The following is a 13,032-nucleotide window of genomic DNA, read 5'->3' on the forward strand; positions in this document are numbered from 1 at the left end:
GGTGGTTACTTATATATGACGATGTGCTGTGCTCCTTCAAACCGGTAATTGAACTTTTTTGAGGCTTTCAGGATCTCCAGCACCTGTTCAATTTTTTCCTTTTTAAAGGTGGCGGTAAAATGATATTGTTTTACGTCGCTTGTTTCAAATTGAATATCTACATTATACCAACGGTTAAGCTGATACGCTATTTCTTCAAACGCTTCGTCTTCAAAGGCCAGGTTATTCTGTACCCAGGCCAGTTCCTTTACGTTGCCATTATCTAGTTTTTTGACAGGTTTTATAACGCCCTGTTCGGGGTTGGTCTTTATGGTTGATGCGGGTGTTGCTTCGTTGGCCCGGGCTTCGGTCCATAATACTTTTTCATCGGGATGCAGGTACAATTTGCGGTTATTGTCTTTTTTCAGCGTTACTTCAACCAGGCCGCGTATGAGTACGGCTTCGGTCCTGTTTTCGTTATTATATGATTTTACATTAAAGGCCGTGCCCACCGCTTTTACATCCATGCTGGAAGTATGTACAATAAATGGAACCGCTGCATTGTGCTGCACTTCAAAAAAAGCTTCGCCTTTCAGGTATACTTCACGGGTGTTTTTGGCATAATGCTCATTCAGGGATATTTCACTGCCGGCATTGAGGATCACCTGCGTGCCATCGGGCATTTGAAAACTTTTGCGCTCACCGGGTTTGCATGCATACTGAATGACACTGATTTGGGATGGTATACGTTGTACCATGCGATACAGGTACCCTCCTATGATCATCACTGCCAGTGCGGCTACGGCAACGTAGCTGAAACGCCGGTAAAAGGATGTATGCGACGGGGCAGCCCGCTTTAATTCAACGACCGGTGCATCTTCGCCGTTCGCCATCTTCTTCTTAAGGTTATTCAGCTGGTCTTCCAGATCAGCATGGGCCAGGGCAGAAAACAACAACCGGTACTCCTGCACCGCTTCTTCTACCAGCCCTTTCCTGTCGGGATGTTCCACCACATACTGCTCCCAGAAATGAACGTCCTGTTCATTTTTCCGGAGACAATAATTAATGAAAGATTCATCCTTTAACAGGTCTTCAACTGTCCGGTACTTATGTTGCATGTCCGCGCTTTTATAAGCAGAGTACCCGGACCATCGTTTTTACCCTTCTTTTTAAAAATATTTTTCAGAAAAGAAATGAGGAGGCTATAATGAGGAGAATAAGTGATTGAATGCCAGATACGACAGCCGGCTGTACCAGCCCCTGTTTTATTTTATAGAGCGCTTCATGAATTTTGTTATACACCGTACGATGCGTGAGCCCTGTTCTTTGCGTGATATCGTCATAGCTTAAACCTTCGTAATATTTAAGCAGAATGAGTTCGCGCTGGCGCGCAGGCAGTGCATTGATGACGGTCATCAGGTTTTTGCTGATCGCTTCGTTATCGTCCCTCCCGATCAGGGTTTCTTCCCAGGAGGTTTCAAACCCCTCTTCTTCTTTTTTACTATACGCCACTTCGAGGTTAACCGTGCGGCGGGCTTTCAACCAATCGCTTGTTAAGCGGCGTAAAAAAGATATAATGATATAACTGCGTACATTTTTGGCTTCCATCAACGTGTGGCGCTTTTCCCACAAATACAGGAATTGCTGTTGAATTACATCCTTCACGAGATCGCTGTCGTGAATTTGCCTGAGACCAATAAATAGTAAGGTATGATAGTATCGGGTATAGAGCTCGTACAGGGCTTCCTTGTCGCCTTGCAGCAGACGCTCCCAACATATGTTGTCGGTATTACAAGCAGTTTTGATCATTATTGGCAGTCAATCGTTCCTCATAAATTTAAAATGTATTCGCCACATTTAAAAAATATTTTTCTAAATGGTTCACTACGAGCAGGTAAAATAATTTTAAGTGCAGAGTTTTTCAGTTTTAAGTGCAGGGCAGCATATTGGGTTGCAGGTTGGCAAAAAAAAACGACTTCCCTGTTTACAGAAAAGCCGTGGTTCATTTTAGGAGGTATGAGGTAAGAAGTAGGATGTAAGAAGTTCCCGATATTTGAGATTCAAAACAAATAGCGAGGCTGGGCACTCAAACTCTTCTTACTTCTTACCTCTTACTTCCTGCATCTTATCTCAGTGCATTGATGGTACAATGGTCCATATCACCATAATCGAGGTTTTCACCAGCCATACCCCAAATGAAGGTATAGTTAGAGGTGCCGGCGCCGGAGTGAATGCTCCAGTTGGGTGATATCACCGCCTGTTCATTCTGCATCCAGATATGGCGGGTTTCCTGCGGCTCACCCATGAAATGACAAACGCTTTGATTTTCCGGTACCTCAAAGTAAAAATATACTTCCATGCGGCGGTCATGGGTGTGCGCAGGCATGGTGTTCCATACGCTGCCGCTTTTCAGTTCCGTCATACCCATTTGCAACTGGCAAACTTCCAGCACGCTGGCAACGATCAGTTTGTTGATGACGCGGTGATTGGCTGTGGCCGGGCTGCCCAGCTCTACCACTTCGGCATTGGCGCGGGCGATCTTTTTTGTTGGGTAGGTATGATGCGCGGGCGCTGCATTGATGTAGAATTTGGCGGGCTTGCTGCTATCGGCCGAAGCAAATTGCACCTGCTGTGTTCCCTTGCCAATATATAATGCTTCTTTATAATCCAGCTCATAGGTTTGTCCGTCGGCAGTGATGGTGCCCTTACCACCCACGTTGATGATGCCCATTTCCCTTCTTTCGAGGAAGTATTGCGCTTTCAGCTTTTCGGGGTTGGGCAGCGCCACTGCTTTTGTTACCGGCATAATGCCGCCGGCAATATAGCGGTCGTAATGCGACAGGGTAAAAAGCGCCTGGTCTGCTTCAAATATTTTATCTATTAAAAAAGCCTTCCGCAAAGCAGCCGTATCCATTTGCTTTGCTTCATTGGGGCTTATAGCTAATCGGTTATCCATTTTTTTAGTTTCTTAGTTTTTTAGTTCTTAGTTCTAAGTTAACTCCTAACGACATTGCCTACTGCCTTCCATTATCACATTATTACATTCAATTAGCACATTCTGCTATCTTCCCATCCAGCCGCCATCAACAGTGATAATAGTTCCGGTAACATAATCAGAGGCAGGAGAAGCGAGGTATACGGCAGCGCCTTTCATGTCTTCGCCTTCGCCCCAGCGGCCGGCTGGGATACGCGACAGGATCGATTTGGCACGATCGGGATCATTGCGCAATGCTTCAGTATTGTCGGTAGAAATATAACCGGGTGCAATGGCATTCACCTGCACGCCTTTGGATGCCCATTCGTTCGACAGGGCCATCGTTAAACGGGCAATAGCGCCTTTGCTGGCTGCATAACCCGGAACGGTAATACCACCCTGGAAGCTCAATAAGGAGGCGGTGAAAATGATCTTACCGCTTTCCCGCTGTATCATATCCTTCCCGAATTCGCGGGCTAATATGAACTGGGCGTTCAGGTTCACATTGATCACTTCGTCCCAGTATTCATCAGGATGTTCGGCGGCGGGTTTACGCATGATGGTTCCCGCGTTACAGAATAAAATATCAACCGGCGCGCATTCACCTTTTACTTTGTCGATAAAGGAGTAAATAGCTTTGCGATCGTTAAAATCGGCCTGGTAGGCTTTAAAAGAACGGCCGGTAGCTTCCACTTCCTGCTGTACTTTGCTGCCTGTTAATTCCAGCGTGGCCGATACGCCAATGATGTTGGCGCCTGCTTCGGCCAGTGCAACAGCAATTGATTGACCAATGCCTCTTTTGCAACCAGTAACCAGTGCGGTTTTGCCTGCCAATGAAAATTTTGAAAGAATGCTCATAATGATTTTAGTTAACTAGATACAATGGTAGTAAAGGTGAGTTCCCCCTTCCGGAACAGCTGCGCTGCCCGATAAACAGGGCTGCAATTTCCTGCATGAGGGGTAGACTACCAAATTTAATGGATGAGCAAGTCTATCTATTTGCTGTTCATTGGTTTACAGGGTCATTTCAACACTTTTACGGCTTTACTGTTATCGAACGGGAGTTTCATGGAAGAGAGTGCGGGCGATGGTACATCTTTCAATACGATCACCGGGGCCGACTGGGCTGAAGGGACCAGCAGGGACTGCACCTGTAATTGTTGTACGTCATCAAAAACAGCGGCAGGCCTGAAATCGGCTTTCTTATAGGCCAGCTTTATATTTTTCAATGTTATACCGCTGGCATGCCGTACATACAATCCCCAGCAGGGCAGCTCGCCAAACATGGAGAATTCAGGGTAATCAGGCGCTTGTTCGGGTATATTTTGCAGGGAGTCGAGCCCCACATATGCTACTTTTTTATCGGCGCCGCCACCATAGGTAATTGAGATATTTTCGAGCGTAACATTTTCAACAGGATGGCCGGGTAAACCGGTAATGGAAGCGGGAAACAAATTATGCGGAACCCTCACTACCGGCCCTTCCATTTCGTAGCCCCTGTCGGGTTTGCCGGAAGGAACTTCTACTGTTACATTTGAAATTTTGATATTCCGCACCTTGCCAATAGGCGCCTGGGTTTTACGATGCCCGAGGCGAATAAAAATGGCGTTGCCGGTATTTGTTGCTTTTACGTTTTCGATGGTCACATCTTCGAGCGTTCCGCCATCAACCGATTCAAGCGCAATGGCCGAACGAAAAGTATTGAAGATGTTTAAATTTTTAACTTTAATATGTTTGAACCCGCCGTGCGAAGCCGTACCAAATTTCAGGGCGCTGGCGCTGGAACGGATGGTGCAATCGCTGATCTCGATGCTATCGCAAAATGCATTGGGGTTGTGTGATTTCAAACAAATGCCATCATCGTCGGCATCGACATTGCAGCCGGTAACTTTTACGTTGCGGCAATCAGCGATATCGATGCCATCATTGTTATAGTAAGCTGTGCTTTTTACCCTTATATTTTTGATGGTGAGGTTGGTGCATTCGCTGTAGGTTTGCACCCAGCAGGCCGCATCCTTAAATAACACCCCTTCAATAGTTACATGGTCGCAATTCATGAAGGTGAGCAGGTGGGGCCGGTTAGATTCATCAGATCTTTTCTGCCCCCAGGGATTAACGGTTTGCCAGGAGGGATCTTGTAAGGTTCCTTCTTTTAACATGCGGTCAACATCGGCCACCACTTCACGGCCACGGCCATCGATGGTGCCGCCGCCACGAATAGCAATATGATGCTGGTTGTTGGCAATGATGAGGGCCGATGCACGACGCGACTGGCCATAATCGCTTCTTTTGGTGCTGCCCAATAACATCGCAGTTGGCGATACAAATAACTCAACACCCGAACGCAGGGTTATTACACCGGTTACAAATTTCCCTTTCGGAACCAATATCTTCCCGCCACCGGCTGCTGATGCGTCGTCGATCGCTTTTTGAATAACCGCCGTATTATCGGTTACACCATCGCCTTTGGCGCCCAGGGTGGTGATATCATAGGTCTTTGCAGTTTGTGCAACTACGCTTGTGGAAACAATTACGAGCAGAAGAAATAGTCCGGTTCCTTTCATATGGTTTTTGTTTTGCGAAGGTCAATTCCCTGGCCTGTTCTCCTGAAGTTTGCCGAATGCAACATTCGGTTTGCTTCCCATCACAATCGTCATATTGCCGCCCTGCATGATCTGCTGGTGCGTAATATAGGTATTGGGCCAGGGTTTACCATTCATGATTACGCGTTGAATATAGATATTCTTTGGACTGTTCTGTTGTACTATTAACGAAAACGTTTTCTTGTTTGGCAGTTGTAGGGTAGCTTTATCGAACAAAGGACTGCCCAATACGTAGGTACCGCTGGCGGGGTAAACGGGATAAAATCCCAATGAAGAGAAGATATACCAGGCCGACATTTGCCCGCAATCTTCATTACCACTGATGCCATCGGTGCTGTCGAGGTACTGTTCTTTCAATATATACCGCACTTTTTCCGCCGTTTTCCATTGCTGGCCGGCATAAGTATATAAGTACGTGGTGTGATGCCCCGGTTCATTGCCATGCGCATACTGACCTATCATACCTGAAATATCGGGCGGCGATTGCGGATCGAATTCAATTTTCAATTTAAAGAACGAATCGAGGCGGTTTACAAACGCCGCATCGCCACCAAGCAGTTGAATGAGCCCTTTTACATCCTGCGGTACCAGCCAGGTATATTGCCAGGCATTGCCTTCGCAATAATCGTCGATGTAGGGATGGCTGGTGCGGCCCGGACCAAAGGTCTGGTTCCAGTTGCCCTGTGCATTTTTACCGCGGAAGAAACGGGTGGTGCTGTCGAAATAATGCCGGTAATAAAGAGAACGCTTTACAAAAAGTGCTGCGTCTTCTTTCCGGCCCATTTTGGTTGCCATTAATGCAATGCTGCCATCGCTGATGCAATATTCCATGGCCTTTGCCACCGATTCCTGCATTTTATCATTGGGAATGTATTCAAGCGATTTTACATAATCGAGACCGAACTCATTGCGCAGCGAAGTATTTTTCACTGCTTCATAGGCGAGCACCGTATCGAAACCGCGATAGCCTTTCAGGTATGCCTCAGCCACAATTTGCACGCCGCTCATGCCCGGCATCAGGTTGGTTTCATTACCGGCCAGGTGCCAGATGGGTAATTTTCCCTGCTGCTGATAAATAGCCAGCATGGTATTGATGAAATCATTTACCCGTTCGGGCTGCGTGATGGTATATAAAGGATTCAGGGCACGATAGGTATCCCACAGGGAAAAGATGGTATAGTTTTGAAAAGAGGCTTTGTGCACGTTCTTATCGGGCCCACGGTATTCACCATTCACATCGTTGAACAAAGCGGGATCGATCATGGTGTGAAACAAAGCGGTGTAGAATATTTTTTTGGCTGTAGCATTGGAAGTTTCAATGCGTACCTTGCCCAATTCTTTGTTCCATTTGGCATCAGCATCCTGCACAACTTTATTAAAATTCCAGTGCGGGATCTCCGCATTTATATTGGCGAGGGCATTTTCTGCACTTACCGGTGAAATGCCTACTTTAAATTGTAAGGTGTTCGCCTTATTAAAGTGGCAAACAGCTTTTACCGCATTGCCTTTTACAGCCGTTCCTTCCCCTTTTGTGCTATTATCAAAAACTTCGAATTGCGCTATAGGTTGAGATAGCCTGATCGCAAAATACAGGCGCTGATCGGAGGCCCAGCCTTTTGAATAGCGGTAACCATAAATGGTGGAATCATTTATTTTTTCGATATAGGCATCGGTGGTTTTATCGCCAATGCCTTCCTGCAGATCGATCAGGATGCGGGCGGGGTTACCGGCCGGGAACTGATATTGATGGAACCCTACACGCGCTGTAGCGGTTAATTGCACGTTGATGTTATAATCGTCTAATGTGACCGCATAATAACCCGGCCGTACTTTTTCATTTTTGTGTGAGAAGTGGGAAGAAGGGCCCGCAGTGGGTGCTTCCGCAGTTACCTTTCCGGTTTTTATGGTACCGGTAAAAGGCATGATGAGCACATCGCCGAGGTCGGGCATGCCGGTACCGCTTAAATGGGTGTGAGAAAAACCCTTTATGATGCTGTCGGTATAATTATAACCCGAGCACCAGTCCCACCCTCTGAATACATTATCGGGCCCCAGTTGTACGGCGCCGAAGGGCACACTGGCACCGAGGAACACATGCGCATGCCCCGCCGTGCCAATATAGGGGTTTACATAATCAGTAAAGCGCTGTGAAAACGCCCCCTCATGGAACAATACAAAACCAGCAACGAGAACGAAACTTTTTACCCTGCTCAAACTACCTTTCATGCCAATGAATTTACATTATTTTACAAAATCCGGTCGCAATATAGCACGCTTAATGCAATCAGCATAAAGCGAGCAGTCGTCATATAGTGCGCCCTGCAGCATAAATGTAATAGGTGGAAAAGGAAAAAATGACGTTAAAAATGAGGGCTGATTGTTTGAAACGCCTATTGATAATAAACAGGTGGCTACAATTTTTTACTTACTAAAGTACAGTTTTGTACTCCACCACTTGACGATAATCAATTTATAAAATCATTTCGAATGCCCACTAACATACAGGAATATATATCCGTATATTTACTTACATGTTTATGAAATAAGACACTAACTGTATTACACATCTCATAATTATGGGCAGTATACTACACGAATATATCTCAAGGCGGCCAGGACTGTTAGACCTACAAAATGAGCTGCAAGGATTGATTAAGTTATATAACAATCATACAGGCCGGTACATGTTTGTTTACGCAGCAGATATAAACAAAGGGAGAAACAGAGGTATCGATATCAGTCTTGTACAGGATGATTTTTATAATATTCAGGATATTCTTCGTGAATCCCCTCAAACCAAAATTGATTTCTATATAGAAACACCTGGCGGTAGCGGTGAGGCTGCTGAAGAAATTGCAAAATTCTTAAGAAAGAAATTTGATGAAGTAAATTTTGTCATAGCAGGTGAAGCCAAAAGCGCCGGAACAATTCTTGTTTTATCGGGAGACAATATTTATATGACCGATACTGGAAGTTTAGGTCCAATTGATGCACAGGTGAGAATTGGCAGATCTGTAGTTTCGGCCCATGATTATAAAGAATGGGTAGAATTGAGAAGAGATGAAGCCGCTCAAACCGGGAAATTGAATGCTTTTGATGCTGAAATGATTGCCCAAATTTCCCCAGGCGAACTGTATGGGGTTATTAATTCCTTGGAATTTGCAAAAGATCTGGTTAAGTGTTGGCTGGAACAATATAAGTTTAAGAACTGGACTGAAACTAACACCAATAAACAACCAGTTACACCTGAATTAAGGAAACAACGGGCACATGAGGTAGCAGAAATGTTATGCGACCATACTACCTGGCGAACACATGGCCGGTCCTTGAAAATTGAAGACCTAATAGAAGATTTATTCATAGAACGAATAGATGACGATAAAGATCTTGCAGATATTGTATATAGAATTAAAACAGTTATTCGCTTACTTTTTGACTCATCAAATATTTACAAGATGTTCTTTATTGATGATCTTAAATTATCAAAAACATTTACAGTTAATCCGGGTAATAATTTGCCTGTATCTATACCCCTTGAAAAAGGTAATGGTCAACATAAAAAAATTGATGACATTGAATTAGATATAACCTGTCCAAAATGCGGAAAAGAACACCAGGTAAATGGCTATATAGACATTGATAATGAGTTAATTAAGCGCCAAAACTTAAAACCTAACCCCAATATAAAAGACCAAGACAAACTTGTTTGCGATAATTGTAATTTTGCTATGGATCTAAAACCAATAATTAATCAACTTGAATTACAAACAAGAAAAAAAGTAACCATTAAATAAACATTATATGGCAGAACCATTAAAAATAAAAGTTGATTTTAGCAGTGAAGGGAAAGCCCTATTGCATTTTATTACCGAAACCCAGGAAGGGAAATATACCGCAATAAAACCTGATCTAACCCAGATCAAATACAAGCGGCTCAAAATTCAGGAGCGGGAAAATAGCGATTCTTTTGACAATGAAAATGAGGGGAATCTGCTTTTGGGACTTTCTTTTTAATTTGTAATCAAAATGTCTTTAAATATACCTATTAAATTAAATAGGCCCGGGGATATACCCGGGCTTGTTTAATTTAAAAAAGATTATCTACTTCCCTATCTCCGCAAAATAATTAGGATAATCAGTGATGATGCCATCAACACCATCGGCTATGAGGTTTTTCATTTTCTCTTTGTCGTTCACCGTCCACGGAACCAGCTTCATATTTCTGCTGTGGCAATAATCGGCCATGGCTTTATTCACCAGGCTGTACTCCGGACTGTAAATATGTGGCATAAAACCCAGCTGTTTGAGATTACTGTCGAGGTTTTTACCTGCTGTTAAAAAACCAACAACAATTTCCGGATGTTCCCTGTGCACCACCTGCAATGGGCGCACATCAAATGACTGAATGTAAAAACGGTTCCCGATGTTGCGGGGCGTTACATCGGCCAGCACGGCTTTTACCACTTCGGCCGGCCCAGAATTATATTGCAGGCTATCGTATTTGGCAGAGGTCTTTAATTCGATATTATAAATGGGTTTGGGCAGGTTGTTGGCGCTTACATATGCTTCCACCGAATCGATGAGCTCGCCCAGCAATGGCATGCTGACCTTTTTCTTTTGTTGTTGCGGAAAAGCCGCATATGGTTTTGAACCTACATCAAACTTCCGGATGTCTTCATAGTTCATCTGATGCCAGCTATATTTTTTGGCGTCGCCTTTCGCAATTTCACTGCCATCTTGGTACAACGAATGGTTCACGTTCACAAACGGATCATGCGCAATGAGCACTTTGCCATCCTTGGTAAGATATACATCCACTTCAATGCAGTTGGCGCCTACTTCAACGCCTTTCTTCATGGCTGGGATGGTATTCTCGGGCATTAACCCACGCGTACCCCGGTGGCCTTCTTTATAAAACGACGGATAGTTTTGCGGAACCGTTATTTGCTTCGATGCCGTGCAGGCGGCCACACTGCCTGCGATCGCAGCCAGTACCCAAATGCATTTTGAGTTCATGCTATATATTTATTTTATTTGTTCTAACCCTAAAAATAACAGGGCGGCAATGGCCGCGCCAATGATGGGACCAATAATGGGTATCCACGCATATTTCCAGTTGCTGCCGCCTTTTTGCTTTATGGGCAACAGTGCATGTACTATACGCGGCCCCAGATCGCGGGCGGGGTTAATGGCATAACCGGTTGTTCCACCCAATGACAAACCAATGGCCCATACCAGGAAGGCCACCGGAAGCGCGCCCAATGAGCCAAGCCCGATCTTTGTTTTGGGCGTTTCCATCTCTGCTCCGGTGAAATAGAACACCACAAACAGGAGCACGAAAGTACCAATGATCTCACTCAACAGGTTAAACGTAGTATTTTTTATGGCAGGTCCGGTACTGAACACGGCTAACTGCGTACCGGGATCGTTGGTTGCATCAAAATGGTCTCTGTATATCACCCAGGTCAGAAAAGCGCCCAACATGGCGCCCAGCAGCTGCGCCAGAATGTACATAGGAACGTTGGCCCACTCGAATTTTCCGGCAATGGCCAACCCTATTGATACGGCAGGGTTCAGGTGCGCGCCGCTGTACGGACCGGCAACGGTAACACCTACAAATACGGCCAGCGCCCAACCGGTGGTGATCACCATCCAGCCGCCACTATAGCCCTTTGTTCCTTTTAAAATTACATTCGCCACAACACCTGCTCCCAATAAGATCAAAAACATAGTGCCGATGAGTTCGGCGATAAATGGAGACATACAATCGTAGTTTACCCCCCGCCCTCCTAAAGGGAAAGGGTTTGTTATTGAAGTTTGTGGTTTATAGTTTATGGCTGGTGGTAATTTCCAGTTAAAGCCCTGATTTTATTCGAACTTCACGATTTTTCACCATTAGCCAATGACCGTTGACGTTTCACATTTTCTTACATCCCTTTCTTATTTTTCTGTTTCTCATTTTTCATTCTTCATTTCCCCTACTCTTCCCCCCACGCTCTCGCAGCCCTGATGGCTTTCTGCCATCCTTTGGTAAGCTCTCCGGCATTGCTGCCATCGGGTGTAAAACTCTTATTAAGCTTCCATTGCTTTTTGATCTCATCAATATTCTTCCAGAAGCCAACTGCCAAACCAGCCAGGTAGGCTGCACCAATGGCTGTTGTTTCGGTAATGTCGGGGCGTATCACCGTTGCCTGTAATACATTCGCCTGAATTTGCAGCAGCAGATCATTGGCCGTAGCACCGCCATCAACGCGCAATTCTTTAATGGGCGATCCGGCATCGGCCTGCATGGCAGTCAATACATCCATGGTTTGCAGGGCAATGCTTTCAAGCGCCGCGCGGGCAATATGGGCCGATGTAGAACCTCGGGTCAACCCCACAATGGTACCGCGGGCGTGTTGATCCCAGTAAGGGGCGCCCAGGCCGGCAAAGGCAGGCACCAGGTATACGCCCCCGTTATCAGTTACTTCTTTTGCCAGCGCTTCTACTTCAGCCGAATGTTTTATGATGCCTAATCCATCACGTAACCATTGCACCACGGCGCCACCGATAAAGATGCTGCCTTCGAGGGCGTATTGCACTTTACCATCAATTTGCCAGGCAATGGTTGTAACCAGGTTATTTTTTGAAAGAATAGGTTTGTCGCCAATGTTCATCAACATAAAGCAACCGGTCCCATACGTATTTTTTACCATGCCGGGCTCGGTGCACATTTGTCCGAACAGGGCAGCCTGCTGATCACCGGCAATACCGGCAATGGGTATTTGCGCGGCAAGGATCTGCGCATCTGTTTGCCCGAACACTTCGCTCGATGAACGCACCTGCGGTAACATAGCGGCTGGCACTTCCAGTATTTTCAACAGTTCCTCATCCCAGCTGCAGGTATGAATATTGAACAGCATGGTGCGGGAAGCATTGGTGATATCGGTAGCATGTACTTTACCGCCGGTGAGCTTCCATACCAGCCAGGTATCAATGGTGCCAAAGGCCAGTTTTCCTTCTTCTGCTTTTTTACGCGCACCGGCTACATTATCGAGTATCCAGCGGATCTTGGTGGCAGAGAAATAAGCGTCTACAATAAGCCCGGTTTTTTCCTGGATCAGCTTGCCGCTCTTTACCTTCAGCTGGTCGCAAAAAGTAGCCGTGCGGCGGTCCTGCCAAACGATCGCATTATGTACCGGCAGGCCGGTTTCTTTATCCCAAACAACGGTAGTTTCGCGCTGGTTGGTAATGCCGATGGCGGCTATATCGGTTGCTTTCAACCCGGCCTTGCTCACGGCTTCTACCGCCACAGCCAGTTGGGTAGCCCAAATTTCACTGGCATCATGCTCAACCCAACCTGGTTGCGGATACAGTTGGGTAAATTCTTTTTGTGCTATGGAAATAATGCTGCCGGCATGATCGAATATAATGGCACGCGAACTGGTAGTACCCTGGTCGAAAGAGAGTATGTATTGTGGCATTCCTTTTTTATTA

General features: G+C 45.6%; 11 protein-coding genes. 2 read left to right on the forward strand and 9 right to left on the reverse strand.

Features of this window, described 5'->3' with window-relative positions; genetic code table 11:
- Positions 1 to 5: 5 nt before the first annotated feature.
- From A3860_RS18155 to A3860_RS18180, 6 genes are all read right to left on the reverse strand, one after another.
- Positions 6 to 1,097, reverse strand: coding sequence for a FecR family protein (locus A3860_RS18155; RefSeq protein ID WP_081148162.1), 1,092 nt, complete (start codon positions 1,095 to 1,097; stop codon positions 6 to 8).
- 64 nt (positions 1,098 to 1,161) lie between these two features.
- Complete coding sequence (locus tag A3860_RS18160; protein ID WP_081148163.1) at positions 1,162 to 1,788, reverse strand: RNA polymerase sigma factor; 627 nt, start codon at positions 1,786 to 1,788, stop codon at positions 1,162 to 1,164.
- A gap of 316 nt (positions 1,789 to 2,104) precedes the next feature.
- Positions 2,105 to 2,935: a 5-dehydro-4-deoxy-D-glucuronate isomerase gene (gene kduI, locus A3860_RS18165; protein WP_081148164.1), complete on the reverse strand. Its 831-nt coding sequence runs from the start codon at positions 2,933 to 2,935 to the stop codon at positions 2,105 to 2,107.
- 105 nt (positions 2,936 to 3,040) lie between these two features.
- On the reverse strand, positions 3,041 to 3,811 hold the full coding sequence (locus A3860_RS18170) for an SDR family NAD(P)-dependent oxidoreductase (RefSeq protein ID WP_081148165.1): 771 nt from the start codon (positions 3,809 to 3,811) through the stop codon (positions 3,041 to 3,043).
- A gap of 164 nt (positions 3,812 to 3,975) precedes the next feature.
- A complete protein-coding gene (locus tag A3860_RS18175; RefSeq protein ID WP_081148166.1) occupies positions 3,976 to 5,517 on the reverse strand; it encodes a glycoside hydrolase family 28 protein in 1,542 nt (513 codons plus the stop codon).
- A 21-nt stretch (positions 5,518 to 5,538) separates the two neighbouring features.
- Positions 5,539 to 7,782, reverse strand: coding sequence for a GH92 family glycosyl hydrolase (locus A3860_RS18180; protein WP_081148167.1), 2,244 nt, complete (start codon positions 7,780 to 7,782; stop codon positions 5,539 to 5,541).
- Positions 7,783 to 8,240: 458 nt separating this feature from the next.
- On the opposite strand from A3860_RS18180, the gene A3860_RS18185 reads away from it, so the two are divergent.
- A complete protein-coding gene (locus tag A3860_RS18185; RefSeq protein WP_216823463.1) occupies positions 8,241 to 9,350 on the forward strand; it encodes an SDH family Clp fold serine proteinase in 1,110 nt (369 codons plus the stop codon).
- A gap of 7 nt (positions 9,351 to 9,357) precedes the next feature.
- Positions 9,358 to 9,570 (forward strand): hypothetical protein, encoded by a 213-nt coding sequence (locus A3860_RS18190; protein ID WP_081148169.1) that lies wholly within the window; start codon positions 9,358 to 9,360, stop codon positions 9,568 to 9,570.
- A gap of 87 nt (positions 9,571 to 9,657) precedes the next feature.
- On the opposite strand, the gene A3860_RS18195 is transcribed toward A3860_RS18190, so the two are convergent.
- The 3 genes from A3860_RS18195 to glpK form a co-directional block, all read right to left on the reverse strand.
- Positions 9,658 to 10,572, reverse strand: a complete 915-nt coding sequence (locus A3860_RS18195; RefSeq protein ID WP_081148170.1) for a glycerophosphodiester phosphodiesterase family protein — start codon at positions 10,570 to 10,572, stop codon at positions 9,658 to 9,660.
- 9 nt (positions 10,573 to 10,581) lie between these two features.
- Positions 10,582 to 11,319 (reverse strand): MIP/aquaporin family protein, encoded by a 738-nt coding sequence (locus A3860_RS18200; RefSeq protein WP_081148171.1) that lies wholly within the window; start codon positions 11,317 to 11,319, stop codon positions 10,582 to 10,584.
- Positions 11,320 to 11,534: 215 nt separating this feature from the next.
- Complete coding sequence (glpK, locus tag A3860_RS18205; protein WP_081148172.1) at positions 11,535 to 13,019, reverse strand: glycerol kinase GlpK; 1,485 nt, start codon at positions 13,017 to 13,019, stop codon at positions 11,535 to 11,537.
- Positions 13,020 to 13,032 lie beyond the last annotated feature (13 nt).

The organism is Niastella vici (assembly GCF_002077945.1).
GTDB classification, from domain to species: Bacteria; Bacteroidota; Bacteroidia; order Chitinophagales; family Chitinophagaceae; genus Niastella; species Niastella vici.